24 protein-coding genes are annotated in these 25,064 nt (G+C 57.3%); 15 read left to right on the top strand and 9 right to left on the bottom strand.

What is annotated here, in order from left to right; all coding sequences use genetic code 11:
- The first annotated feature begins 116 nt into the window (after positions 1–116).
- From J3362_RS17035 to J3362_RS16980, 12 genes are all read left to right on the top strand, one after another.
- Positions 117–815 (top strand): DUF3592 domain-containing protein, encoded by a 699-nt coding sequence (locus J3362_RS17035; RefSeq protein ID WP_349521360.1) that lies wholly within the window; start codon positions 117–119, stop codon positions 813–815.
- Between the two features lie 142 nt (positions 816–957).
- Positions 958–2,061, top strand: coding sequence for an AI-2E family transporter (locus tag J3362_RS17030; RefSeq protein ID WP_349521358.1), 1,104 nt, complete (start codon positions 958–960; stop codon positions 2,059–2,061).
- A gap of 100 nt (positions 2,062–2,161) precedes the next feature.
- Entirely contained in the window at positions 2,162–3,304 is a 1,143-nt protein-coding gene (locus J3362_RS17025) for a zinc-binding dehydrogenase (RefSeq protein WP_349521357.1), read from the top strand.
- A complete protein-coding gene (locus J3362_RS17020) occupies positions 3,304–4,365 on the top strand; it encodes a proline racemase family protein (protein ID WP_349521355.1) in 1,062 nt (353 codons plus the stop codon). Before J3362_RS17025 ends, J3362_RS17020 begins: the two co-directional genes overlap by 1 nt.
- Positions 4,366–4,538: 173 nt before the next feature.
- The gene (locus tag J3362_RS17015; protein ID WP_349521354.1) at positions 4,539–6,188 is read left to right on the top strand and encodes an AMP-binding protein; all 1,650 of its coding nucleotides are present in this window, start codon (positions 4,539–4,541) and stop codon (positions 6,186–6,188) included.
- Positions 6,185–6,601, top strand: coding sequence for a PaaI family thioesterase (locus J3362_RS17010; RefSeq protein WP_349521353.1), 417 nt, complete (start codon positions 6,185–6,187; stop codon positions 6,599–6,601). Before J3362_RS17015 ends, J3362_RS17010 begins: the two co-directional genes overlap by 4 nt.
- Before the next feature lie 4 nt (positions 6,602–6,605).
- On the top strand, positions 6,606–7,409 hold the full coding sequence (locus tag J3362_RS17005; protein WP_349521352.1) for an alpha/beta fold hydrolase: 804 nt from the start codon (positions 6,606–6,608) through the stop codon (positions 7,407–7,409).
- 78 nt (positions 7,410–7,487) lie between these two features.
- Positions 7,488–8,291: an ABC transporter ATP-binding protein gene (locus tag J3362_RS17000; RefSeq protein WP_349521350.1), complete on the top strand. Its 804-nt coding sequence runs from the start codon at positions 7,488–7,490 to the stop codon at positions 8,289–8,291.
- Positions 8,288–9,010, top strand: coding sequence for an ABC transporter ATP-binding protein (locus J3362_RS16995; RefSeq protein WP_349521349.1), 723 nt, complete (start codon positions 8,288–8,290; stop codon positions 9,008–9,010). Before J3362_RS17000 ends, J3362_RS16995 begins: the two co-directional genes overlap by 4 nt.
- 72 nt (positions 9,011–9,082) lie before the next feature.
- Positions 9,083–10,294 (top strand): ABC transporter substrate-binding protein, encoded by a 1,212-nt coding sequence (locus J3362_RS16990; protein ID WP_349521348.1) that lies wholly within the window; start codon positions 9,083–9,085, stop codon positions 10,292–10,294.
- A gap of 106 nt (positions 10,295–10,400) precedes the next feature.
- The gene (locus tag J3362_RS16985) at positions 10,401–11,288 is read left to right on the top strand and encodes a branched-chain amino acid ABC transporter permease (RefSeq protein WP_349521347.1); all 888 of its coding nucleotides are present in this window, start codon (positions 10,401–10,403) and stop codon (positions 11,286–11,288) included.
- Between the two features lie 2 nt (positions 11,289–11,290).
- Positions 11,291–12,286 (top strand): branched-chain amino acid ABC transporter permease, encoded by a 996-nt coding sequence (locus tag J3362_RS16980; RefSeq protein ID WP_349521345.1) that lies wholly within the window; start codon positions 11,291–11,293, stop codon positions 12,284–12,286.
- 81 nt (positions 12,287–12,367) lie between these two features.
- On the opposite strand, the gene J3362_RS16975 is transcribed toward J3362_RS16980, so the two are convergent.
- Both J3362_RS16975 and J3362_RS16970 read right to left on the bottom strand, forming a co-directional pair.
- On the bottom strand, positions 12,368–12,895 hold the full coding sequence (locus J3362_RS16975) for a hypothetical protein (RefSeq protein ID WP_349521344.1): 528 nt from the start codon (positions 12,893–12,895) through the stop codon (positions 12,368–12,370).
- Positions 12,896–12,903: 8 nt separating this feature from the next.
- On the bottom strand, positions 12,904–13,533 hold the full coding sequence (locus J3362_RS16970) for a hypothetical protein (RefSeq protein ID WP_349521342.1): 630 nt from the start codon (positions 13,531–13,533) through the stop codon (positions 12,904–12,906).
- A 253-nt stretch (positions 13,534–13,786) separates the two neighbouring features.
- Here J3362_RS16970 and J3362_RS16965 point away from each other — a divergent pair, with 253 nt between their 5' ends.
- Entirely contained in the window at positions 13,787–14,977 is a 1,191-nt protein-coding gene (locus J3362_RS16965) for an efflux RND transporter periplasmic adaptor subunit (protein ID WP_349521340.1), read from the top strand.
- Complete coding sequence (locus J3362_RS16960) at positions 14,974–18,078, top strand: efflux RND transporter permease subunit (protein WP_349521339.1); 3,105 nt, start codon at positions 14,974–14,976, stop codon at positions 18,076–18,078. Before J3362_RS16965 ends, J3362_RS16960 begins: the two co-directional genes overlap by 4 nt.
- A 12-nt stretch (positions 18,079–18,090) precedes the next feature.
- Here the strand turns inward: J3362_RS16960 and J3362_RS16955 are convergent, their stop codons facing one another.
- Positions 18,091–18,864, bottom strand: coding sequence for a DODA-type extradiol aromatic ring-opening family dioxygenase (locus J3362_RS16955; protein ID WP_349521337.1), 774 nt, complete (start codon positions 18,862–18,864; stop codon positions 18,091–18,093).
- A 26-nt stretch (positions 18,865–18,890) separates the two neighbouring features.
- Complete coding sequence (locus J3362_RS16950) at positions 18,891–19,331, bottom strand: DoxX family protein (RefSeq protein WP_349521335.1); 441 nt, start codon at positions 19,329–19,331, stop codon at positions 18,891–18,893.
- Between the two features lie 105 nt (positions 19,332–19,436).
- Between J3362_RS16950 and J3362_RS16945 the strand changes: the two genes are divergently transcribed.
- On the top strand, positions 19,437–20,327 hold the full coding sequence (locus J3362_RS16945; protein WP_349521334.1) for a LysR family transcriptional regulator: 891 nt from the start codon (positions 19,437–19,439) through the stop codon (positions 20,325–20,327).
- Positions 20,328–20,351: 24 nt separating this feature from the next.
- Here J3362_RS16945 and J3362_RS16940 read toward each other — a convergent pair whose 3' ends face one another.
- The 5 genes from J3362_RS16940 to J3362_RS16920 form a co-directional block, all read right to left on the bottom strand.
- Positions 20,352–21,179 (bottom strand): ABC transporter permease subunit, encoded by an 828-nt coding sequence (locus J3362_RS16940; protein WP_062785375.1) that lies wholly within the window; start codon positions 21,177–21,179, stop codon positions 20,352–20,354.
- Entirely contained in the window at positions 21,172–22,101 is a 930-nt protein-coding gene (locus tag J3362_RS16935) for an ABC transporter permease subunit (protein ID WP_349521333.1), read from the bottom strand. The genes J3362_RS16940 and J3362_RS16935 overlap by 8 nt, the downstream gene beginning before the upstream one ends.
- A gap of 4 nt (positions 22,102–22,105) precedes the next feature.
- Positions 22,106–23,224 (bottom strand): polyamine ABC transporter ATP-binding protein, encoded by a 1,119-nt coding sequence (potA, locus tag J3362_RS16930; protein ID WP_349521332.1) that lies wholly within the window; start codon positions 23,222–23,224, stop codon positions 22,106–22,108.
- Between the two features lie 3 nt (positions 23,225–23,227).
- Positions 23,228–24,334, bottom strand: coding sequence for a polyamine ABC transporter substrate-binding protein (locus tag J3362_RS16925; protein WP_349521331.1), 1,107 nt, complete (start codon positions 24,332–24,334; stop codon positions 23,228–23,230).
- A 286-nt stretch (positions 24,335–24,620) separates the two neighbouring features.
- A complete protein-coding gene (locus J3362_RS16920; protein WP_349521329.1) occupies positions 24,621–24,947 on the bottom strand; it encodes a hypothetical protein in 327 nt (108 codons plus the stop codon).
- Between the last annotated feature and the right edge of the window lie 117 nt (positions 24,948–25,064).

Genomic DNA, 25,064 nt, shown 5'->3' with positions numbered 1-25,064 from the left:
GATTGGAGGAACCGCGTCTCATCTTGTGACTTTCAAGCCTTGTCGAATCGAGTATAATTCCGACTTCCGAAAACAGGGTGTTTTCGGGCAAGGAAGCAATCTTCAAGGGAACTGATATGAAAACCTTCAATACGCTGCGGGTGATTTTTTCACTCGTGGGTGTCGGCATGCTTGTCGGCGCCTTTTTCTCTTTCCAGAGCACTTCAACCTTTCTTGAAACCGCGACAGCCAAGCCGGGCGTTGTAACCGACCTGATTCGATCACGATCCAGTGATTCCAATGCCTACTATCCTCTCGTCCGTTTTGAAGACGAAAGAGGCAGGCTCACAGAGTTCCTCTCATCCAGCGGCAGCAACCCTCCGAGTTACAGTCGCGGAGAGACGGTTCGTGTGTTGTTCATGCCCGGCAATGCTGAGGCTGCAAGAATCGATGGATTCTTTTCGCTGTGGGGAGTAACCCTGATCGTAGGCGGTTTGGGCGCTGTTTTCTTTATGGTTGGAGCCGGTATGTTTGTTGTGCCGGCTGTCAGGAACAGTGGGGCTGCCAAACTTCGCAAAACCGGGCAACGGGTTCAGGGTATGTTCCAGGGTGTCGAAAAGAACCAGATGATCGTCATGAACGGTAAGAGCCCCTATCAGATCGTCTGCCAGTGGCAGAATCCGGTCACCTCCGATATCCATGTCTTCAGGAGCGGCAACCTCTGGTTTGATCCTTCGGACCATATCCAGAGCGAGTCCATTCCCGTTTACATCAATCCCACAAACCCCAAGCGGTATTGGGTGGACACCTCCTTTTTGCCAAAGATGGCGAGCTGATCGGGCGCTGAATACGACTCAAGTGAACCCCGCGTAACCCTCTCCCGGGTGCGCTCGCGCCATGGTGCAGGTAGACTGACCGTTTTTAACACTGGCCTGGATTTACCGGGCCAGCTTTTTTTCACGGTATACAGGCTTCACCATGGACGACCAATCCACAGATAAGGAACCGGTTGGCGAGAACAAGCGCCTGCTGATCTCATCGGATCTTGCCACGCCGATATACGGTTTGTTCGGCCTGGGAATCCTGTACACCCTGTACGTGGCTCATCAGATTGTCCTGCCCATCATTCTTGCGGTAATGACGAGCCTGCTGCTCTCGCCCCTGGTAAAGAAGGCATACGTTAAGTGGCGGGTTCCCCGGATGATCAGCTCCCTGGTGTTTGTGCTCCTGGTGCTCGCCGGCATCGTCGGCATTACACTGGCCGTCGCGACGCCTGCCCTCAAGTGGGTTGAGGAAGTGCCCCAGGGTATATCGAGGCTGCTCGTCGGAGAGAGTGAAATCAGTCGCCAGATCGCCAGAGTCTCGGAGTCTGCGGAGCAGGTTGAAAAGTCGGTTGAGGAGCTTTCGGAGTCAGAAAGGCAACAGCCAACGGCAGTTGTTCTGCAGACGGACTCCTGGCGCAACCAGTTGATGACCAAAGCCCGGAACGGCATCGCTGGCCTGGCTTTGGCACTCGCATTGACCTATTTCCTGTTGGTGAGCGGTGATCGCCTGATCAAGAACTTTGTCCGTCAGTTGCCCATTGATCAGCGGAAAACGGTGCTTCGGATTACCCACGATTCTCAGCATCAGATTGCCCAGTACCTGGGTGTTCTCGGCCTGAGTAATCTGGCCGTGGGCACCACAACGGGCCTGATCTGCTGGGCAGTCGGGCTGCCGGATCCGGCTGTGTGGGGGCTGGTCGCCGGGCTTGCACGGTTCATTCCCTACCTGGGGGTTATTCTCTCTATCTCCATGCTGACGATTGTCTCTGCCATTAGCCTTGATGAGTTCTGGATGATGGCCATTGCGCCGCTGGGCTTCCTTGGTTTGACCACGCTGGTCGGGTTCTTTATCGAACCCTGGATTCACGGCTTTCGGATGGCGATCAATCCGGTGATCATCTTCGTCTCGATCTTCTTCTGGGGCTGGCTCTGGGGGCCGGTGGGCGTGCTCCTGGCCGTGCCGCTGATGACGGTCATCCAGGTGGTACTCAAGCAGATTCCCAAGCTGCGTCCTGTCTATAAGGTGATTGCCCGGTAGTCTGATAATGGATACCCGCAACACGCACTGACACGCCCGGTAAACTCACCTATCCTCTCTGAATACCCGAAATCCAGCAAACAGGGAGGATCGTCAGCCCATGTTCCCGAACACCATGAAAGCCATGGTTCTTACCGGTCACGGTGATGTCGATAAACTGGAGTACCAGGATGTGCCTGTTCCCAGCCCCGGCCCCGGTCAGGTGCTTGTCCAGGTCACAGCAACGGCGAAGAACAACACCGACCGCAAGGCGCGGGAAGGGCTTTACCCCACCAAAAAAGGCGAAATGACATCCTTCCAGATGGGCGGCAAGCCCACACTGGTTTTTCCGCGGATACAGGGTGCCGATATTGCCGGACGTGTCGTGGCCGTTGGTGAAGGTGTGAATGAGTCCCGCATCGGCGAACGGGGCCTTCTGGATTTCAATATCTACGCCAATGACCGGCGCGACATCAACCTCACCCCCGATTACTTCGGCCATGGTGCCGATGGTGGTTACGCCGAATACGTGGCGCTCCCGGCGGACCAGTTTCATCACATACCCAATGCTGAGCTGGCGGATGCCGAACTGGCGTCCATGGGCATGTGTTCCTACCAAACCGCCATGCACATGCTTACCGCGGCCAAGATCAAGTCTGGTGAGCGAGTGCTGGTTACCGGTGCCAGCGGTGGCGTTGGCACCGCCCTGATCCAGCTTTGCCGGATCATGGGGGCCATTCCCTACGCCCTCAGCAAACAGGATAAGGCGGCGGCTCTGCTGGAGCTGGGCGCCGAAGCTGTGCTGGATCGGTCTGATATGGACAGCTTTGTGGATCGTGTGAAAGCGGAAACCGGTGGCAAACCCATCGATGCGGTCATGGACCTGGTGGGCGGTGAGATGACCGATGTTTTCATCGACACCATGATCTTTGATATGAACGCCCGCAGCAGCTACCCGCGCCTGAGTATTGCCGGCGCCAGTGGCGGCAACATCAGCGAAATTCTGTGGACCCGGATCTACCTCTACCAGGTACAGATTTTTGGTGTATCTCATGGCACCCGGGAAGAGGCGGAGCAACTTATGGCCTGGATTCGGCAAGGGCAACTGAAACCGGTTCTGCACGGTGCTTTTCGGCTCTCTGATCTGCACCGGGCAGAAGAATATTTTGTGAACCGGGGTAGCAATTATCTCGGCAAGATCGTGATCGTTCCCGACTCACAATGGGAAGAACACGGCCAACCCTGGTCACTGGAGAGCGCTTGATGAAACCTGAACTGACCATTCAGTTGATGGATACCCATGCCGGCGGTGATGTCAGCCGGATTGTGACCGGTGGCATTGATCCGTTGCCGGGCGATACCGTTCGGGCGCAGATGGAGTACCTGCGGGATGACGCCGACGGTCTGCGCCGGCTTTTGCTGGAAGAGCCCTACGGTATACCGGAAATGTCTGTGGATCTGTTGGTGCCGCCCACGGATCCGCGAGCTGCCGCCGGCTACATCATCATGGAAGTCATGGGCTACCCGATCTACTCGGGCTCCAACACCATCTGCACGGCTACTGCGGTGCTGGAAGCAGGCATCGTTCCCAAACAGGAGGGCCAGCAGAGTTTCATACTGGAGTCGCCTGCCGGACTGGTCCAGATTGAGGCGACGGTGCACGATGGAGTGGTAGAAGCCATCACCTGTGAAGGTCTGCCTAGCTATATCGACACCTACAAGGCCACCATCGACGTGCCTTCGCTGGGCGAGGTTACCTACAGTGTTGCCTACAGCGGCGGTTTTTACGCTCTGGTTGATGCGGCCAGCATGGGCTTCGACCTGACTCTGGACGAGGAACGCAAACTGGCGGAAACCGCTCACGCCATTGTCGAAGCTATCCAGGCCGAGCGCGGCTTTTCCCATTACACCCTTGGCGATGTCGGCCCCTTGCCGTTCCTGCACTTCATGGGCCCTGTTGAACCTGTGGCAGAGGGCTATTACCGGTCCCGTTCCGCAACCTATGTGCATCCCGGTGTGATCTGTCGGAGCACAACGGGCACCGGCACCTCGGCCCGCCTGGCGTTGATGAACTACGAAGGCAGCATCAAACCGGGCGACAAGCTGGAAACCGTTTCCCTCAGAGAGACGGGATTTATCGGTGAATTCACTTCTGTTGAGGAAGAGGGTGAGTACCAGGTGATCAAAAACAGCATCACCGGCAAGGGCTATGTCATTGCCCGCTCCGACATCGTGGTCAATTGCGATGATCCCATGGTGGAGTGCGGATCCCTGCACCACATCCTTTCAAACCGCCATCCGGGGAAAATTACGCCGAAAACCTGATTTTCGCGCTTGATCCCTTCAACGGGCGCGGCAGGCCTGCTGCGCCCGGTTTTCCTGCTCATAAAACTCCACAGATTTCTTCCTTTTTGGTCTAAAGTTTACCTTTACGTAAAGTGAAGCCTGTGCTAAACCTTGACCCGTGCTTTCAATGATAAAAACAACAGGAGTTGAGAATGAGCCTTCCGGAATATACCGACGTTTACAACAACTTCGATCCTGCTGCTCTGGAAGCGGACATCCTGGATGGACGTCTGGATAGCGGGCTCAATGTATGCCACGAAATCTGCGACAAGTGGGCAGATGACCCGAGTCGGGTTGCGCTCTACTACGAAACCGAAGATGGCGGTGACGGCACTCTGACTTTCGCCGAGCTGAAAGAGGCCTCTGCGCGTTTTGCCAATTATCTGAAATCCCAGGGCATCGGAAAGGGCGACCGGGTGGCTGCACTCCTGCCGCGCACCCCGGAGCTGCTGATCGTTATTGCCGGTACCCTCCGTGCTGGTGCTGTGTACCAGCCACTGTTCACGGCCTTTGGTTCCGGGGCGATCGAATACCGGTTTGAGCGGGCCAGCACCAAGCTGGTGGTGACCAATCCCCAGAACTATCCCAAGCTGAACGACGTCAAAGTCTGCCCGCCGGTTGTGGGTGTCAACGCCAGTGAGATTGGCGCGGACATCCCTGACTTCGAGGAAACCCTGGTAGGCCAGTCGAGCGATTTTGAGCCCGTCATGATCAAGGGCGATGATCCGTTCCTGCAGATGTTCACTTCCGGCACCGTGGGCAAGTCCAAGGGGGTTGCTGTTCCCGCCAAGGCGCTGCTGGCGTTCTACGTTTATATGAAATATGCCATTGATCTGCAGGACGGCGACAGGTTCTGGAACGTGGCCGATCCCGGTTGGGCCTACGGTCTGTACTACGCCGTGGTTGGGCCACTGCTCATGGGCCACGCCACGCATTTCAACCCGGGTGGTTTTACCCCGGAATCCACCTACGACATGATCCGCAAGTACAAGATCACCAATCTGGCGGCGGCGCCTACGGCTTACCGTTTGCTCAAGGCAAACGATCACGTGCTGCCGGAAGGCGAGAACCTGGGCCTTCGGGTTGCCAGCAGCGCCGGCGAGCCTTTGAATCCGGAAGTGGTGAACTGGATTCGCAACCGTCACTACTGCCCGGTTAAAGATCATTACGGCCAGACCGAGACTGGCATGACCTGCTGCAATTTCCACGGTCTTGCCCATCCGGTTCGTGAAGGCTCCATGGGCTATGCCTCTCCTGGCCACAAGGTGGTCGCGCTGAACGAGAAAAACGAGGTAGTAGGCGAGGGTGAAGTTGGTCAGCTGGCGGTTGACGTAAAAGCGTCCCCGCTTTTCCACTTCGACGGTTACACCTGGGGTGAAAAGGACCCGTTCGTGAACGGCTATTACCTCACCGGCGACATGGTCATCAACCACGGCAATGGCAATTTCTCCTTCAGTGGCCGGGATGATGACATCATCACCACGGCCGGCTACCGGGTAGGCCCGGCAGACGTCGAGAGCACACTGCTCGAGCACGCCGCTGTGGCTGAGTCGGGTGTTGTCGGCAAGCCGGATGAAAAGCGCGGTTCCATCATCAAGGCTTATGTGGTGATCAAAGGTGATTATGCCCTCGGAGACGAGCAGGCCCTGAAAGACGAGCTTCAGGAACTGGTGCGTCGTCGGTTGTCTACCCACGCGTTCCCGCGGGAGATCGAGTTCGTTGATGAACTGCCCAAGACTCCTAGTGGCAAGATCCAGCGGTTTGTCCTGCGTAATCAGGCCAAGGAAGAAATCGGCGCATGATCATTACGTTTGAAGAGCTGCAGGCCTTCCTTGACGAGCAGTTTCCGCAGGGGGAAGCCTACGGCACCCTGCAGAAGCTCGGGGATGGTTGGGCAGAAATGAAGCTGGAAGTGGATGAGGCGCACCTCAGGCCCGGGGGCACCGTCTCCGGGCCGGCCATGATGGGGCTGGCGGATGTCACCCTTTACGCGGCGCTGTTGAGCAAGATTGGCCTGGTTCCCCTGGCGGTGACCACCAATCTGAACATTAATTTTCTGCGCAAGCCGATGGCGCATCAGCCTATCTGGGCCCGTGCCACCATGCTGAAAGTCGGCCGTACCATGGGCGTGGGCGAAGTGTTCGTTTACTCGGAAGGTGCCGAAGAGCCGGTTGCCCACTCCACCATGACCTATTCAATTCCGCCAAACCGGTAACGCCATGCAGATTCGTGACATGATGGTGCCGTTAGGCGACGGTGTTGAGCTGGAAGTCAGGCGGATCCAGCACGCGGAACCGAAAGGGCCGGTGCTGGTTTTTCTCCACGAGTCTCTGGGCAGCATCGCCTTGTGGCGAAAGTTCCCGGAAAAGCTCGCGAAAGCAACCGGCTGCGATGCGCTGATCTACAATCGTCAAGGTTATGGCCACTCTTCTGATGAAGAGCTCCCGCGTCCCTACGATTACCTTGAGGCAGCTGGTGAACAGTGGTTGCCACGTCTCCTGGATAAGCTCGAGATCAGGGATGTGGTGCTGATAGGGCACAGCGACGGTGGTTCCATTGCCCTCGTGACTGCCGGCGCCATGGGGGGCCGTGTAAGGGCGTTGGCGACCATGGCCGCGCACATCTATGCCGATCACCTGACCCTCGCCGGTATCGAGGAAATGGCCATACGCTATTGGGAGACGGATATCCGGGATCGTTTGGCGCGCTACCACGGCAACCGGACTGACGATCTTTTCAACGCCTGGCAGACAGTCTGGCGTGACGAAAGGTTCCAGGCGGCGATGGATTTCAGTCGTTGGCTGGCGGCAATTGAATGTCCGGCTATTATCATTCAGGGAGAAAACGACGAATACGGAGTGCCGGAGCAGGTTACGGACATCGTTGCCGGCATCGGACCAAAGGCTCGCGGCGTTCTTCTTGAGGATGCGGGGCATTCGCCACACCTGGAAAAGCAGGACCAGATAGTAGAACTCCTATACGACTTTTTGCGTAGCGAGCATGTACTTAAAAACTGCAATTAACTGTTGACGTTTACGTATACGTCAATCTAATCTGGTAGGCAGATAAAACGCACAAAAATAACAAAGGTAGATTGGCTCATGAGTGAACAGTACGTTCTGGAGACCCGTAACCTTGTAAAAGAATTCAAGGGCTTTGTTGCGGTCGACGACGTGAACCTGAAGGTTCAGAAAGGCCATATTCACGCCCTGATCGGTCCCAACGGTGCCGGCAAGACCACGGTCTTCAATCTGCTCACCAAATTCCTGATTCCGACTCGGGGCCAGATCCTGTTCGGGGGCAAGGACATCACCACCATGAAGTCCGCCGCCATCGCCCGCCAGGGGATTGTCCGCTCATTTCAGATCTCGGCAGTCTTTCCGCACATGACGGCGCTGGAGAACATCCGGGTCGCTCTGCAGACATTCGAAGGCAACACATTCAGTTTCTGGAAGTCCGGCAACTCGCTGCACAAGCTCAACCAGCGTTGCATGGAGTTACTGGAGGCCGTAGGCCTGGCCGAGTTCGCCAACACCACTACCGTGGAGCTGGCCTACGGGCGCAAACGGGCTCTGGAGCTGGCTACCACGCTTGCCATGGAACCTCAGATTCTTTTGCTGGATGAACCAACCCAGGGTATGGGTTCGGAAGATGTGGACCGGGTTGTAGAACTGGTTCGCAAAGCCGCCGAGGGACGCACTGTACTGATGGTTGAGCATAACCTCAGTGTCGTCAGCAAACTGTGTGATCGCATCACCGTGCTCGCCCAGGGCGCCGTTCTGACCGAAGGCGATTACGCAGCCGTCTCTGCTGACCCACGAGTTCGAGAGGTGTATATGGGTAGTGCTGGTAGCGGAGAGCGCGGAACCACCTCCGACAGCGATCAGGCGGAGGCAGCGCAATGACCACGAAATCCGACCGCGAGTACGAACAGCTGCGACTGTCCGGATTGCACGCCTTTTACGGCGAATCTCACATCCTCCACGGCATCGACATGGTGGTGAACCGCGGGGAACTGGTGACTTTGTTGGGCCGCAATGGCGCGGGCCGTAGCACAACGCTCAAAGCCATCATGAATATGGTCGGCCGGCGAACCGGCTCCATTATGATCAATGGTGAGGAGACCATGTCGTGTGCTCCTCATCATATTGCCAGGTTGGGTGTCGGGTATTGCCCCGAACATCGGGGCATTTTTTCCGCGCTCAGTGTCCAGGAAAACCTGACGCTACCGCCGGTTGTGCGTAGCGGTGGCATGAGCCTGGAAGAAATCTACAACATGTTCCCCAATCTTTATGAGCGTCGCTTCAGCCAGGGCACCAAGCTCTCTGGCGGCGAACAGCAGATGCTGGCCATGGCGCGCATTCTGCGCACCGGCGCCAATATGCTGTTGCTGGACGAGATCACCGAGGGCCTGGCACCGGTTATTGTAGAGAAGCTGGGAGAGGTCCTGATTTCCCTGAAAAACAAGGGTCTGACCATTGTCCTGGTTGAACAGAATTTCCACTTCGCAGCACCGTTAGCCGACCGTCATTACGTTGTTGAGCACGGTCAGATTGTGGAAGAAGTCAGCGCCAACGAACTGAGTGCAAAGCAGTCGGTGCTGGATAGCTATTTGGGGGTCTGATCCCGGATAGAACGAGAGCAAGAAAAGTAACAACAACCCGAACCAACGCAAGACAGTAGCGGAGATACAACAATGACAATGATGAAAAAGCTTCTGACATCAGCCGTTGCATCAGCCATGATGGTAGGCGGAGCCCAGGCGGCCATTTCCAACGATACGGTCAAAATCGGTTATCTGGCGGACATGTCCGGCACCTACCGTGACCTGGCAGGACCGAACGGGCTGAAAGCCCTGGAAATGGCGATTGCCGATTTTGGCGGCCAGGTAAACGGTGCCAAGATTGAAGTGGTCAGCGCCGATGACCGTAACAGCCCGGATACCTCATCCAGCACCGTCCGTCGCTGGGTTGAGAACGAGGATGTAGATCTCGTAGCCGGTATGGTGGCTTCCTCTGTTTCCATCGCCGTGAGCAAAATTCTGGAAGAGCACGATCGCCTCGGTATCATCTCCGGTTCGGCCGCTTCCAGCATCACCAACGAGCACTGTACTCCCAACCACATTCACTATGTTTACGACACCTATCCGCTGGCCAACGGCACTGCCAGTGCGGTAGTCAAAGAAGGCGGCAAGACCTGGTATCTGCTGACCGCTGATTATGCCTTTGGTCATGCACTGGAAGGCGATGTAACCCGTGTTGTCGAAGCTAACGGCGGCGAAATTGTTGGCAGTGTGCGTCATCCGTTCCCGACCCAGGACTTCTCATCGTTCATTCTTCAGGCCCAGGCATCCGGTGCTGACGTTATCGGTCTGGCAAACGCCGGCGCTGACACCACCAACGCCATCACCACCGCCAGTGAGTTCGGCGTAACCCAGTCAGGCCAGACTCTGGCGGCACTGCTGCTGTTCCTGACTGACGTACATGCGCTTGGCGCTCAGACGGCCCAGGGCATCCAGCTCACCACGGGTTGGTACTGGGACATGAACGATGAAACCCGTGAGTGGTCTGATCGCTTCATGGAAGAAACCGGTGTTCGTCCGACCATGGTTCACGCCGGCATTTACTCCAGCACCATGCAGTATCTGAATGCGGTCAAGGCTACCGGCTCTGATGACGCGCAGACTGTGCGCAAGCAAATGATGGATACCCCCATCAACGACATGTTCGCCAAGAACGGCAAGATCCGTGTTGACGGCCGTATGGTGCACGACATGTACCTGGCGGAAGTGAAAACCCCGGCTGAGTCCAAGAACGAATGGGATCTGTACAAGATTCTGCGGACCATCCCGGCCGAAGAGTCCTACCGTCCGCTCTCCGAGAGCAAGTGCAAGCTGGTCAATAACTAAAAACGACCGTTATGGGTTCGTCCTGCAACAGGGCAGGGCGAATCCATGAAAACGGAAAAGAAAAAAGCCAAAAACCAACCCCTGTGCTGCTTCTGGAGTTAGCCCAATGTCCATGATTTTCGGCGTCCCTTTAGCTGTGCTATCTGGCCAGCTGCTGATCGGAATTATCAACGGCGCCTTTTACGCCCTGCTGAGCCTTGGGCTCGCGGTCATCTTCGGTCTGCTGAAGATCATCAACTTCGCCCATGGCGCCATGTACATGCTTGGCGCTATGACCACGGTCCTGATGTTCGACTACCTGGGCGTTAATTACTGGGTCGCGCTGCTGCTGGCGCCTCTATTGGTAGGCGCTTTCGGCGTTGCCATTGAGTATTTTCTGCTGCGCCGCATCGCGGGGCAGGATCATATCTACAGCCTTCTGCTGACGTTCGGTGTTGCGCTGATCATTTCGGGTGTGCTGGTGAACTGGTTTGGTGTTTCCGGCCTTCGCTATACCATGCCGGACATATTCAAAGGCGGCATAAATCTGGGCTTTATGTTCATGCCGTATTATCGGTTGTGGGTCATTGTTGCGGCATTGCTCATGTGCTTTGGAACCTGGTTCGTGATCGAAAAAACCAAGCTTGGATCGTACCTGCGGGCCGGCACCGAGGATTCTCAGTTGATGCAGGGTTTTGGAATTAACGTTCCCCTGCTGATCAGCCTGACCTACGGGTTTGGTGTCGCATTGGCGGCGTTCGCGGGTGTTCTGGCTGCGCCGATTTATTCCGTGACGCCGGTCATGGGGTCGGCCACCCTGATCACCGTGTTTGCAGTCGTGGTTATCGGCGGTATGGGCTCCATCGGCGGCGCTATTATCACCGGTATCCTCATGGGCGTGATTGAAGGACTCACCAAAACCTTCTACCCGCCGGCGTCTTCGGCGGTCATTTTCCTCGTCATGGTTCTGGTTCTTATGTTCCGGCCCAGTGGCTTGTTCGGTAAGGAGGCATAAACATGAATCAGCCAGACAATTCCGCCGACATTCACAAGGCTATCGTTCAGGAACAAGCCGCTCAGGACCGCAAGAAACTAATGTTGAATGGTGTGCTACTGCTCATACTGCTCGCCGCACCGTTCATTATCTATCCTGTCTTCCTGATGAAGATTCTCTGTTTCGCGTTGTTCGCGGTAGCGTTTAACCTTCTCTTCGGGTTTACCGGCCTGCTGTCATTCGGCCATGCGGCCTTCCTGGCCGCCGGCGGTTACACCACCGGTTATCTGCTCAGCAACTACTCCGGGCTCACGACCGAGATGGGTATCGTTGCCGGCACGCTGGCCGCTACGGTATTAGGCGTCGGGTTTGCGCTACTGTCGATTCGCCGGCAGGGCATCTACTTTGCGATGGTAACCCTTGCGCTTGCCCAGCTTGTGTTCTTCTTCTTCGTCCAGTCGGAATTCACGGGTGGTGAAGACGGTATGCACGGCATTCCCCGTGGCGAGTTGTTGGGTGTCATCAATCTTGAAGACAACCTGAACATGTATTACTTCGTGCTGGCCGTATTCATTGCCTGCTACCTCCTGGTGCAGCGTATTGTCAGCAGCCCGTTCGGTCAGGTGCTGAAGGCCATCAAGCAGAACGAGCCCCGTGCCGTGTCGCTTGGTTACAACGTGGATCGCTACAAGGTGCTGGCATTTGTGATTTCAGCAGCACTGGCGGGGCTTGCCGGTTCGATGAAATCGGTCGTTTTCCAGCTTGCCTCCCTGAACGATGCCCACTGGCATATGTCGGGCGAGGTCATCCTGATGACTCTGGTTGGTGGTATGGGAACACTTCTGGGGCCGGTGGTTGGTGCCACCTTCGTGGTCAACATCGAGTACCAGTTGTCCCAGGGTGCCCTGCGTGACTGGGTGGACCCAATCCTCGGCGGGATATTCGTTCTGACGGTACTGGCATTCCGTAGCGGTATCGTGGGAGAGATCCAGAAGTTCGTGAAAAAGAACCTGGGCTGAAGCCTGCGTTACCCCGGAAAACAAGAAGGGCCACCCCTCAGGGTGGCCCTTCTTGTTGTTCAACTGGCAGGGTTTTTCTGGTTAGAACTCCGCTAAACGACTGGGTGTACCCACATACACATAAACCGCTGAATCGCCGCGGAAGGCCACCTTGTGAACTGATACATTCGGTTTTCCAGCCTCAGTCGAGCTAAACCGGGATACCATTCCTGCATTCATCCCATCCCGCGTTCTTTCCCCTTCCGTGCTTGACCAGCTATCACCCAGGCACTGTCCCATCCAGTTTACGGCCGTGTTGTACCTGGTGGTCGCCACCTCGTCGTTGGGAGTATTGCCGGAGCAGACGTAGGCGCTGTCGTTATTGGCCCAGCTCCAGACTTCGCAGTGTCCGCGGATTATCTGTTCTTTGGCATTGTAGACAGTCACCGATCTGAAACCGTTTGAGCTGCCCCGGTATTGCTCGAACCCGGAAGGATAGTCGGCAACGATTCCTTTCAGTGAGGCGCAGGGATCATCAACGCCCAGCGACAGCGTGTTCTGGAAAGAACACCCGGTCAGGGACAATCCCAACATTACGGCAGTAAGATTCGCGGTCTTGCGGATGGTCATGTGTTGGCTCATTCAGTAAAAGATTTTTGAAGCTCTCGCACGGCTACGCGGGCAAACTCCCGGGCCGCCTGTTCGAGTGATTTGGGATCAATGGTGCTGGAAAACATTTGCCAGATCGCCTTGCCAGAGTCCGTATCGAACAGTGTTGTTCTCAGGATGTATTCCGTCGATTCCTCGTAACGGTCCGGGATTGTCATGGTTTCCATGTAGGTCACCGAAGCAAGAGCGCCGATATTTGTTGTTACCGGGTTAAAGACAACCTGATTGGGCACATACTCAATCTGGCGGTTTTTCCTGACCAGAGAGACAGTTAAAACACCATCGGCAGTTTGTGTCTGCAAGCGCTCGTTTACTTTCTCCCTCAGGGCGTCTGAATCTTCCCAGGGCAAGGATGGCGCCGGGCCGTATGGTTCAGCCTGGAATCCTTCGGTGCGCAGCCTGGAAACAAGCGCGGATTCCATCTGCGTCCTGTTGTTTTCTTTCGCACTGATTGCCAGCACCAGCAGATTTCTGGGTGCATCCGAAACATCCGGAGCCTTGCTGATACTTTTTACCTCGGGCCCTGAGGCGCAACCGGCAAGAAACAGAACAGCGAAGACAGTCGTCAGCAAGGAGCGGAGGTAAATCGGCAGTGTCATCGGCGGGTCCATTGGTAGGGCGTCCATAGATGGAACGGTTTTATCCTGTTCCGGTGTTATCCAGACCAAATATAGCAAAGTTTTGAGGTCATCTAGTGGTTAGTGATCGACTGAAAGCGTATAAAAATACACCGGCTTTTACCCGATTTGAGAAAAACAGATCCTTCTATGGCCTGCCTTGGAAGCTTTGTCTAATCTTATTGCGGGCGTTTGCTATTCCAACCGGAGAGTATCCATTCAAGGAGATGAAATAATGCCGTTCTTTGCAATATGGAAAGCAGGTTTGAAAAAAGAGGCAGCTCTCCTGTTTATGGGATGGGGCGCAATCATCCTGACAGGCTGTTCTGAGCCTCAGGAGCCAAAGCAGACCAATCCCGTTGCCGTTTCTGTGGTGGCGCTTGAGGCCAGTGAAATCCGGCCTTCCCGGGAGTTTGTTGCCAGAACGGCCGCTTCCGCCAAAGCGGATATCACGCCGCGCATAGAAGCGGAAATCCGGGAAATTCTTTTTACCGAGGGCGCGAAAGTCAGCCAGGGCGAGCTCCTGATCCGGCTTGAGGACACTCGCGCAAGCGCTGATCTCCAGCAGGCCGATGCTGAACTTGCTGCAGCCCGCGCCGAAGTGGATTCTGCGAGCCGAAATCTCAAACGAGGAGAAGAGGTGTCGGAGAAAGGCTTCCTGTCGGCTGCGGACCTGGACAAACTCAAAGACCGCTTCAGTGCAGCTGAAAGCCGCCTGCAGGCTGCCCAGGCGGCCGTTCAGAAGGCAGGAAGTAACCTCGAATACGCTGAAATACGAGCACCCTTTGATGGCTGGATTGGCCGCCTGAACTATGACGTGGGAGCAGTGGTCAGTCCTTCTTCCGGGGCCATAACGTCTGTCCAGGTGACCGACCCTGTCTACGTCGAATTCCAGATCAACGAGGCTGACTTCATCAACTTCCGCCGCAGGGGAGCAGAATCCGCTCAAGAGCTATCCAGATCCCTGGGGCTCTATCTTACCCTGCCAGATGGCGAACGCTATGAGCAGGCTGGTGTGCTGGATTTCGCCGACGTGCAGACGGACGCCAGCACGGGCACCGTTGCGATGCGAGCGGTGTTTCCCAATCCCGACGCGGTGCTGGTGCCGGGCCTCTACGTAACGCTCCGGGTTGAGGGGCAGTCGGGAGAGCCGCAGGTGCTCGTTCCTCAAGTGGCGGTTCAGGAAACCATTGAAGGTAAGTTTGTGCTGGTGGTTGATGACCAGAACCAGGTGGCCCAGCATTTTATCCAGACCGGCTCCCGGGAAGGCGCACTGCTGGTCGTCAATTCAGGGCTCGAGGCCGGAGACCGGGTGATCGTCGAGGGCCTGCAGAAAGTGCGGCCCGGGGTCACGGTCAGTCCCGTTGAAAAACAGATTGATCCGCAAACCGGAGCGCTCATCCAGATGGGTGGGACTGGCCAATGATCAGTCGGGTTTTTATCCATCGACCGAAGTTTGCGTTTGTTATTTCCATTCTGATCACCCTGGCAGGTTTGCTGGCGTTACGCATTCTGCCGGTCAACATGTATCCGGACATGGCTCCGCCCCAGATCCAGGTGAACGCCTCGCTTCCCGGCGCCAGCTCCCAAGTGGTGGAAGAGGCGGTTATCCGGCCGGTCGAGCAGCAGCTGAACGGCGTGGAGGGCATGATCTATATTGAATCCACCGCGTCCAGCGATGGCACGGCCAAAATCACCCTTACCTTCGAGAGCGGCACCGATACAGACATTGCCCAGGTAAACGTCCAGAACCGCGTTGCCCTGGCGGAACCGTTTCTGCCCGATGAAGTCCGGCGACAGGGCGTGGTGGTCAGCAAGCAGGCCGGCAACATGCTGATGGGTATAAACCTGACCTCCGAGCGACCGGATCTCGACGGCGTCTTCCTCAGCAACTACGCCTCCAATAACCTTGTCGAAGCCCTTGGTCGGGTGCCAGGGGTAGGGTCGGCGGAAGTGATGGGCGCGAAAGACTACAGCATGCGAGTCTGGCTGGATCCCCGCCGGATGGCTTCGCTGGATGTGACCGTTGCGGAGGTTGCCGCTGCGCTCCGGGAGCAGAATCAGATTGTCGCGGCGGGCAAACTCGGCCAGCCGCCCGTGCCTGCGGGCCAGCAGTTTGTCTACAGTATCCAGACCCGGGAACGCCTGTCAGATCCCGACGAGTTCGCTCAGACCATTCTCCGCTCCAGGCCCGATGGCGGTTTTGTGCGCCTGAAAGACGTGGGGCGTATCGAGCTGGGTTCCCGTTCCTATACCTCCACCGCGAAACTGAACAATCAGGACACCGCATTCCTGGTGATATACCAACTGCCCGATGCCAATGCGCTGGAGGTTGCGGAGCGGGTAAAGGCCCTGGTTGAAAAGGCCTCAGGCAGTTTTCCGGCGGGCGTGAATTACACCGTTCTGTACGACACCACGGAATTCATCAGCCGCTCCATCAGTGAAGTCATCGTTACCCTGTTCCAGGCCGTCGGCCTGGTGATTCTGGTGGTGTTCCTGTTCCTGCAGAACTGGCGTGCCACATTGATTCCGAGTATTGCCATCCCGGTTTCCCTGATCGGCACCTTTGCGGTTATGTCAGTGCTTGGTTATTCCATCAACACCATTACGCTGTTCGGGCTGGTGCTGGCGATCGGCATTGTGGTGGACGACGCCATTGTGGTTATCGAGAACGTGGAACGCATCCTTGCCGAGGAGAAGCTGCCGATCCGCGAGGCGGTCACCAAGGCGATGGCGGAAGTAACGGGGCCGGTCATTGCCACCACGCTGGTATTGCTGGCCGTGTTCGTGCCTGTCGCGTTCATGCCCGGAATAACCGGCAAGCTGTACCAGCAGTTTTCGGTCACCATTTCGGTGGCCGTGATCATCTCCTCAATCAATGCGCTCACACTGAGCCCGGCCCTGTGTGTCGCGTTGCTTGGCAGGAGCGGGGACAAGGCCATTGGCTGGCTCCGGCCTTTCGAGATACTGATTACGCGGACAACCAGCGGCTATTCGAAGCTGGTTGTGCAGCTCCTGCGCAAAGGGACGCTTGTTGGCGTTACCCTGGTGGTGATCCTGGTTGCCGGTGCTGGCCTGTTCAAATCAGTGCCTTCGGCGTTTGTCCCGCCGGAAGATCAGGGTTTCCTGTTCGTGGATGTGCAGTTGCCCGATGCTGCTTCCCTGGAACGCACGGAAGCCGTGCTAACCAAAGTAACGGACATGGTTCTGGAAGACCCGGCAGTAACTGACTTCATTACGGTGTCCGGCTTCTCGCTGCTGGGTGGCGCATCCTCAAACAATGGCCTTGGCATTGTGATGCTGAAAGACTGGGAAGAAAGGGAAGATGCCAGTCTGGGTCTGGGAGCGGTCATTCCCAGGCTGTATTCCAGGCTCTGGACAATCCCCGAGGCACAGGTGATGGTCTTCAATCCGCCTCCGATCCCCGGGCTGGGAACCTCATCCGGCTTCGACTTCCGCCTGCAGGATAATCAGGGCAGGGACCCCTCGGAGCTGGCGCAGGTTATGAATGGCCTCATCTACGAAGCCAACCAGCGTGAAGCGCTTTCCCGGGTATACAGTACCTACCGCGCGAACATTCCGCAGTATCTGCTGGAAGTCGAGAGGAACAAGGCCAAGGCCCTGGGTATTGAGCTCTCCGATATCTTCTCTACCCTGCAGACCCAGCTTGGCTCGCTTTACGTGAACGACTTTACCCGTTTCGGCAAGAACTACCGGGTGCTTCTGCAGGCCGAAGGCGAGTTCCGACAGCGCCCCGAAGACCTGTCCCATTACTTTGTCCGCAACCGGGATGGCGACATGGTGCCGCTGACCACGCTGGCATCGCTCAAACCCGTGCTCGGGCCCTCAAGTATCCAGCATTTTAACCTGAAGCGCTCGGTAACCATCTCCGGGGAGGCGGCACCAGGCTTTGCCAGTGGCGACGCCATTGCGACCATGGAAGAGCTGTCACAGAGCCTGCCACAGGGGTATGAGTTCAGTTGGGCCGGCCAGAGCCTGCAAGAGATTCAGGCGGGTAACCTGGCAGGGGTGATCTTCCTGCTGGCCCTGGTGTTTGTGTACCTGTTCCTGGTGGCGCAATACGAAAGCTGGACCCTCCCGGTGGCGGTGCTTGGTGCGGTGCCACTGGCCCTTGCCGGCGCCATGGCGGGACTCTGGCTAGTGGGGCTGGCGAACAACATCTACGCCCAGGTGGGCCTGGTGCTGCTGATCGGACTCTCCACCAAAACCGCGATTCTCATTGTGGAATTCGCCATGCAGTTGCGCCAATCGGGCATGTCCACCGCGGAGGCGGCCCAGAAAGCCGCTGTCCTTCGCTTCCGGGCGGTATTGATGACAGCCCTGTCTTTCGTGCTTGGCGTGCTACCGCTGGTGTTTGCCAGCGGCGCTGGTGCGGCAAGCCGGGTAAGCCTGGGTATCACGGTCCTTAGCGGCATGGTTGCCGCTACCGTTCTGGGCACATTGCTGGTGCCGGTGTTCTACAAGTGGATCCAGTCTGTCTGGGACCGCCGTCAACCGGCGGCATAGTTCGCTGATAGTTCAGGCCGGATGCCGGAAAACAAAGGCATCCATGGCCAGAACACCGTGTTCGATCCCGCCATCAATCAGCACGCCGGGTTGCTGCCTCCCGGCCGCACCGGCGGCCACCAGCAAAGGTAGAAAATGCTCGGTGGTTGGGTGCGCCCGCCTGGCATGGGGGGCCTCCTCCAACGCTGCTATCAGTTGCTGATGGTCGCCGTCCTGCGCTTTGGCACGGACCCAATCCGTGAATTCCCTCGCATACCCGGATGCGTTCGGGTCACCCCAGCGAACTTCGTACAGATTGTGGGTAAGGCTGCCTGATCCAATGATGAGCACACCCTCATGCTCGAGCGGCTGCAGGGTCTGGCCCAACCGCCAGGCAGACGCAGGCTCAAGATCCGTTGGCATCGAAACCTGGAATACCGGAACCGAGTGATCGGGGAAAAGGTGCGTCATTGGCACCCAGGCCCCGTGATCCAGACCCCGGGTCTCGTCAGCCCGGGCGCTCCAGCCCCCTGCCTCCAGCAATGCCAGAGTGGTTCGCGCCAGTTCCGGGTGGCCGGCTGCCGGATAATTGAGGTTATAGAGTTCAGCCGGAAAACCGCGAAAATCGTGAATAGTCTCTGGTGTTCCGGAAACGCCTACCCGGATTTCCGGCGTCATCCAGTGGGGTGAAACCACCAGCACAGCTTCGGGCCTGGTAAGGCGTTTGCCCAGCTCCGTCAGGGCCGGGCCAGCCAGGCCCGGCTCCAGTGCGAAGGTGGGAGCGCCGTGGGAAACAAACAGACTCATGATTGCTCCTCCGGGTTGCGGTAGTGTTATCTGGCTGCAATCGCGCGATCAATGGACGCGCGGCCTGCGCCGCTGAATACCAGGGATACGGACACGGCCAGCAAGGCCAGGCCAAACTCGTACCCATTGTTGCTCATGAACAGGCCGTTGCCGATATGAACGCTGAAAATAGCGATCAGCATGGCGAATGCCAGTACCGCGCTGGCAGGGCGAACCAGCAGGCCGATGACCAGAGCCAGACCACCAAAGAATTCCGCACCACCAGCCAACAGCGCCATCAGGTAGCCGGGGCTGAGCCCGATGGAATCCATCCACTGACCGGTACCCTCCAGCCCGTAGCCACCAAACCAGCCGAACAGTTTCTGGGCACCATGGGCGGCGAAAATGATACCGACAGGGATCCGGAGGGCCAAAGCGCCCCAGCTTGCGTCAGTGCTGATCAGTTTGTTCAGGAATGCGTTGTTCATGATGAATCTCCTTGGGGTGTGTTTCGAACATGCGAATACTTTACAAATATCAATAAACGGGATAAACGTAGCTTTTATAAATTAACTGTTTCGGAATTTGAGACAATGGATCGATTGCTGGAGATGCGGACGTTCTGCAACGTGGTTGAGGCTGGAAGCTTCGTGGCTGCGTCGGAGAATCTGGGGATGTCCAAGGCCGCTGTCTCGCGTTATGTCAGCGAACTGGAAAGTCGTCTTGGCGTTCGGCTGCTGCAGCGGACCACCCGCCGCCTGTCGCTGACGGGGGAGGGCGAAGTGTTCTATGTCCGGTGCCGGGAGTTACTGGCTGGCGTTGAGGAGGCAGAGGCGGAAATTACCTCCCGCAATGATGTCGCACGGGGCACGCTCAGGGTGAACGCGCCGGTCAGCTTCGGGATCAGCCACCTGGCGCCTTTGTGGGGAGAATTCCACGCCCGCTATCCGGACGTGGAGCTGTCGATCGATCTATCAGACCGGCTGGTAGACATTGTTGAGGAAGGCTTTGATATGGCCATCCGCATTGCCACACTGCAAAGCTCCACGCTGGTCAGCCGACGGATCACCTCTACCCGGCTCATTGCCTGCGCGTCTCCGGATTACATCGCCACCCATGGCTCCCCAGCCAAACCGGAAGATCTCGCCAGCCACCGGATCATCGGTTACAGCAACTTCACTACCGGCAATGATTGGCCCTTTGAAGGCCCGGAAGGCGCCACCAGCGTGCGGGTGCGGCCGTGGATGTACGCCAACAACGGTGAAACCTGCTGCGGTGCTGCCCTGGCCGGCCAGGGCATTGTTCTCCAGCCCGGCTTTCTGGTGCATAAAGATCTCGACGCCGGGCGGCTGGCGGAGCTGATGCCGGCTTACCGTTCCACTGAGCTTGGCGTATACGCCGTCTATCCCACCCGTAAGTTCGTCACACCCAAAGTCCGTGCTCTGGTTGACTACCTGGTCTCTGCCTTTCCCGATTCCCTGTGAAGGCAAGGGCCAGCCACCCGGACGCTAGGCGTCCGGTGTCTGAAGCCGCTTACGTTCCGCCCGGCGCATCAGGTACCAGGCAATAAACGCGATCAGCGATACCGCCACGATGATCAGCGTGGCCAGCGCGTTGATCTTCGGCGAAACCCCCATCCGTACGGAGGAAAACACCACCATCGGCAGCGTGGTTGCACCCGGGCCGGAAACGAAGCTGGCAATCACCAGGTCATCCAGCGACAGGGTGAATGCCAGCAGCCAGCCAGATACCAGCGCCGGAGCAATCACCGGTAGCGTTATTACGAAGAAGGTTTTCAGGGGCGTGCAGCCCAGGTCCATGGCCGCCTCCTCGATGGAGCGATCCACCTCCTGCAACCGGGCTGATACCACTACCGCCACATAGGCACTGCAGAAGGTGGTGTGGGCAATCCAGATGGTAGCCATGCCACGATCCACTGGCCAGCCGATGGTCTGGGCCATCTGGACAAACAGCAGCAACAGTGACAAACCGGTGATCACCTCCGGCATAACCAGCGGTGCGGTAATCATGCTGGATAGCAGTGTGCGCCCTCGCATCTTCTTGAAGCGGGTTATCACGAACGCACACAGCGTACCCAGGCACACCGCCATGCTGGCGGAGTAGAAGGCAATCCGCAGGCTCATCCACACAGCAGAAAGAATCTGTTCATCGCGGAACAGCTCGCCGTACCAGTGGGTGGAAAATCCGGCCCAAACCGACACCAGCCGGGACGCGTTGAACGAATACACGATCAACACAAACATCGGCAGATACAGGAACAGCAGGCCGAGAACCAGCATCACTTTCGAGAAACTGAACGAACGCGATTTAACCATGCTTTTCCATCTCCCGGGCCTGGAACCGATGGAACAGCACGATCGGCACCAGCAGTAACAACAGCATCACGATCGCGAGGGCAGACGCCACCGGCCAGTCGCGGTTGTTGAAGAACTCCTCCCACAACACCTTGCCGATCATCAGCGTATCCGGCCCGCCCAGCAGTTCCGGGATCACGAACTCGCCCACCGCGGGAATAAATACCAGCATGGAACCGGCCAGAATGCCGGCCTTCGACAGGGGCAGGGTAATGGCCCAGAAGGTGGTCAGGCTGCGGCAGCCCAGGTCTGACGCTGCCTCCAGCAGGCGCACATCCAACTTCACCAGGTTGGTGTAGATGGGCAGCACCATGAATGGCAGATAGGCGTAGACAATGCCCAGCACCACCGCGAAGTTGGTGTTCAGCATCTTGAGCGGCTGATCGATAAAACCCAGCCACATCAGAAAACTGTTCAGAAGCCCCTGATTGCCGAGGATGCCCATCCACGCATAAACCCGGATCAGGAACGAGGTCCAGGAGGGCAGCATTACCATCAACAGCAACACCAGTTGCCAGTGTTTTGGAGCCCGGGCCATGGCGTAGGCCATGGGGTAGCCAATGAGCAGGCACACCACCGTTGCCAGGAATGCTGTTTTCACCGACCCCCAATAGGCGGCGAAATACAGGCTGTCTGAAAGCAGGAACAGGTAATTGCCAATGTTCACCACCACCGACAGGGTGTTGTCCACCCACCGGAATACGGGCTCGTAAGGCGGGATGGCCATGAGCGCCGAGGTCAGGCTGATTTTCAGCACCAGAGCAAAAGGCAGGAGGAAGAACAGCAGCAGCCACAGGAACGGGATACCGAACACCACCCGGCGATTAAACAGCACTGCACGCACCCGCTCGGTCAGAGGGGCGGGTAAAGGTTTCCGTCTCATTGGCTCAGTTCCAGAGCAGGATGGGGCTGGAGGCTTCCCAGGATACGAATACCCTGTCGCCCCAGGTTGGCCGCTCGCCACGGCGCTCCACGTTCGCCATGGTCGCCTGAACGCGTTTGCCGCTGGCCAGCTTCACGTAGTAGGACGTGATGTCGCCCAGATAGGCAATATTGTCTACCGTTCCGCAGCTCCAGTTGTGCTCGCCGTCCGGCTTGTCGGCGGTGAGGTAGATCTTCTCCGGACGCAGGGCGATCAGGGCTTCGGTGGATTCCGCCTGTGTAGTAACGCCGCGGTCGATGAACACCGGTGCATCCAGCAGGCTGCTGGTCAGCGTGATGCTGTCGGCCTCATCCTCCCGGATGTGGGCCTCGAAAATATTCACCGAGCCAATGAACTCTGCCGTCATGCGGCTGTTCGGGCTCTCATAGATGTCGATGGGCGAGCCGATCTGGGCAATCCGGCCCTGCGCCATGATGGCGATGCGGCTGGCCATGGTCATGGCCTCTTCCTGGTCGTGGGTCACCATCAGGCAGGTTGCGCCCACGTTTTCCAGAATTTCCACCAGTTCCAGCTGCATTTCGGTACGCAGCTTTTTGTCCAGGGCGCCCATGGGCTCGTCCAGCAACAGAAGCTTGGGCCGTTTGGCCAGTGAGCGGGCCAAGGCAACGCGTTGCTGCTGACCACCGGAAAGCTGCTGGGGTTTGCGCCGGGCATAGGGTTCCATCTTGACCAGCTTCAGCATGGCGGCCACCCGGTCGCGAATTTCGCTTTTCGGCAGCTTGTCCTGTTTCAGGCCCATGGCAATGTTCTGCTCCACCGTCATATGGGGGAACAGGGCATAGGACTGGAACATCATGTTGGTAGGGCGCAGAAACGGGGGCAGAGCTGTAACGTCCTGACCGTCGAGCATGATGGTGCCGGCGTTGGGCGTTTCAAAACCTGCGAGCATGCGCAGCAGGGTGGACTTGCCGGAACCGGAACCACCCAGAAGGGCAAAGATCTCGCCCTTGTGGATGTCCAGGCTCACATTGTCCACGGCCAGCGTGCCATCAAAGCTTTTGGAGATGCCCCGAATGCTGAGTAACACCTCCGCTTGCGCGGAGGTGTTGTTGCCGTTTTCCACCGCTTAACGACCAGACTTCACGTTGGTCCAGGTGCGGGTCATCAGACGCTGGGCGTCCTGAGGCCGGCCTTCCATGATGTACAGCTTCTTCATCACCTCATCGGTGGGGTAGATGCTGGTATCGCTCAGAATCTCCGGATCAACGAATTCGTTGGCCGGCTTGTTCGGGTTGGCGTACCACACATAGTTGGTCACGTCCGCGATAATCTCCGGGCGCATGAGGAAGTTCATCAGCTTGTGGGCGTTCTCCACGTTCGGTGCGCCGGCCGGGATGGTCATCATGTCGAACCACAGCACTGCACCTTCTTTGGGAATGGTGTAGCGGATCACGTTGCCGTTCTCGGCTTCCTCGGCGCGTGCGGCGGCCTGCAGGATGTCGCCGGAGTAACCGGCAGCCACACACAGGTCACCGTTGGCCAGGTCGCCAATGTAACGCGACGAATGGAAGTAGGTGACGTTCGGGCGAATGGCCTTGATCACCTCACCGCCTTTCCTGATGTCGTCGGCGTTGTTGCTGTTTGGATCCAGGCCAATGTAGGCCATGGCGGCACGAACCATCTCTTCGCCGGAATCCAGCATGGCAATACCGCAGCCACCGGCTGCGAGTTTGCCGGTGACTTCCGGATCAAATACCAAGGCCCAGGAATCCGTGGGGGCGCTATCACCCAGGATTTCCTGGATACGGCCTTCGTTATAGCCATAGCCGTTGGTGCCCCAGAGATAAGGCAGAGCAAACTGGCTACCCGGGTCAACCTTTTCCAGATCGTCCATCAGATCCGGGTTGAGGTTACTCATGTTCGGCAGCTTGCTGTGGTCCAGCGCTACGAAGGCGTTGGCAGAAATCTGCTTGGCTACGTAGTGGTTGGACGGCACAACAAGATCGTAGCCGGAACGACCGGAAAGCAGGGCGGCTTCGAGGATCTCGTTACTGTCGTAAACGTCGTAGATCACCTTGATGCCGGTTTCTTCCGTGAACTTCGCCAGGGTGTCCTCGGCGATGTAATCGGACCAGTTGTAGACACGCACTTCCTCGGCGGCAAACGCGGAAGAGGCACACAGAGACAACGCAACAGAGGCGGCCAGCGCCTGTGGCTTACACAACTTCAACATTGGATGATGTCCCTCACTCAAAAGGGATAAATACAAAACGTGCAGGACGCACGCGGTGTTGTGCAGGTCTGCTGAGGGTGGCCGCAGGTGGCAGGGGATGCCGCCTTTCGACTCCTTTAAGGCTTGTCCTGGAAACGGTGGCACAGCACCAACCGTTCTCGCGCGATATTTATCACGAGATCGCGGAATGCGCTACGGAAATTTTCGCTGACCGATTCGGAGTTATGCGTATGCGGTGCGCGCTTTGCTTCAGAACAAAGGCGCTTTCCGGATATTCCGTTTCAAATCAGTCATGGATGCAGACTTCCTGACTCCGTGCAGACAGGCTCCGCCATTTCTCTTTGTCGCTGTCGCGTACCTGCTCCAGGTAACGAATAACATCCAGGAAATGCTTCCGGGTCGCACCCATGGCCTGAGCTTCTTTACGGTGCATGCCGGAAAGATAACGTAATGCCTGGTATTCCTCAGAGCCTTTGTCCGCAGACTCGCTGATAACAGCCAGGTGGGAAGAGCAGAAAATATGGGCGTTGCGTTTATTGAAGTCGACCGGCTCAGCCCAACTGCCGGTGCTGAAAGTGGCTAGAATCAGGGTCAGGCCTGCGAGAGTTTTCATGGAACGTGGCTCCCTTGCGTGGCGGTAAGTGGCGGCGCTGCTCGGATGCAACCTCTGCATGCTATCACATCGGAAAAGCAGGGTTTCCCCGGGACGGGTTTTGGGCGGCTGTTGTCT

Source organism: Marinobacter sp. NFXS11 (assembly GCF_040148675.1).
Classification (GTDB): Bacteria; Pseudomonadota; Gammaproteobacteria; order Pseudomonadales; family Oleiphilaceae; genus Marinobacter.
The sequence above is the reverse complement of the archived record's forward strand: the minus strand, read 5'-3'. Positions and strand labels throughout refer to the sequence as shown.

Coding starts and splice junctions, on each gene's coding strand:
- J3362_RS16960 (WP_349521339.1), top strand. CDS start 14,974: ATGATCAGTCGGGTTTTTATCCATCGACCGAAGTTTGCGTTTGTTATT.
- J3362_RS16940 (WP_062785375.1), bottom strand. CDS start 21,179: ATGGTTAAATCGCGTTCGTTCAGTTTCTCGAAAGTGATGCTGGTTCTC.
- J3362_RS17010 (WP_349521353.1), top strand. CDS start 6,185: ATGATCATTACGTTTGAAGAGCTGCAGGCCTTCCTTGACGAGCAGTTT.
- J3362_RS16920 (WP_349521329.1), bottom strand. CDS start 24,947: ATGAAAACTCTCGCAGGCCTGACCCTGATTCTAGCCACTTTCAGCACC.
- J3362_RS16955 (WP_349521337.1), bottom strand. CDS start 18,864: ATGAGTCTGTTTGTTTCCCACGGCGCTCCCACCTTCGCACTGGAGCCG.
- J3362_RS17025 (WP_349521357.1), top strand. CDS start 2,162: ATGTTCCCGAACACCATGAAAGCCATGGTTCTTACCGGTCACGGTGAT.
- J3362_RS16945 (WP_349521334.1), top strand. CDS start 19,437: ATGGATCGATTGCTGGAGATGCGGACGTTCTGCAACGTGGTTGAGGCT.
- J3362_RS16975 (WP_349521344.1), bottom strand. CDS start 12,895: ATGACCATCCGCAAGACCGCGAATCTTACTGCCGTAATGTTGGGATTG.
- J3362_RS16995 (WP_349521349.1), top strand. CDS start 8,288: ATGACCACGAAATCCGACCGCGAGTACGAACAGCTGCGACTGTCCGGA.
- J3362_RS16990 (WP_349521348.1), top strand. CDS start 9,083: ATGACAATGATGAAAAAGCTTCTGACATCAGCCGTTGCATCAGCCATG.
- J3362_RS16965 (WP_349521340.1), top strand. CDS start 13,787: ATGCCGTTCTTTGCAATATGGAAAGCAGGTTTGAAAAAAGAGGCAGCT.
- J3362_RS17030 (WP_349521358.1), top strand. CDS start 958: ATGGACGACCAATCCACAGATAAGGAACCGGTTGGCGAGAACAAGCGC.
- J3362_RS17005 (WP_349521352.1), top strand. CDS start 6,606: ATGCAGATTCGTGACATGATGGTGCCGTTAGGCGACGGTGTTGAGCTG.
- J3362_RS16985 (WP_349521347.1), top strand. CDS start 10,401: ATGTCCATGATTTTCGGCGTCCCTTTAGCTGTGCTATCTGGCCAGCTG.
- J3362_RS16935 (WP_349521333.1), bottom strand. CDS start 22,101: ATGAGACGGAAACCTTTACCCGCCCCTCTGACCGAGCGGGTGCGTGCA.
- J3362_RS16970 (WP_349521342.1), bottom strand. CDS start 13,533: ATGACACTGCCGATTTACCTCCGCTCCTTGCTGACGACTGTCTTCGCT.
- J3362_RS17035 (WP_349521360.1), top strand. CDS start 117: ATGAAAACCTTCAATACGCTGCGGGTGATTTTTTCACTCGTGGGTGTC.
- J3362_RS17020 (WP_349521355.1), top strand. CDS start 3,304: ATGAAACCTGAACTGACCATTCAGTTGATGGATACCCATGCCGGCGGT.
- J3362_RS17015 (WP_349521354.1), top strand. CDS start 4,539: ATGAGCCTTCCGGAATATACCGACGTTTACAACAACTTCGATCCTGCT.
- J3362_RS16980 (WP_349521345.1), top strand. CDS start 11,291: ATGAATCAGCCAGACAATTCCGCCGACATTCACAAGGCTATCGTTCAG.
- J3362_RS16950 (WP_349521335.1), bottom strand. CDS start 19,331: ATGAACAACGCATTCCTGAACAAACTGATCAGCACTGACGCAAGCTGG.
- J3362_RS17000 (WP_349521350.1), top strand. CDS start 7,488: ATGAGTGAACAGTACGTTCTGGAGACCCGTAACCTTGTAAAAGAATTC.
- J3362_RS16925 (WP_349521331.1), bottom strand. CDS start 24,334: ATGTTGAAGTTGTGTAAGCCACAGGCGCTGGCCGCCTCTGTTGCGTTG.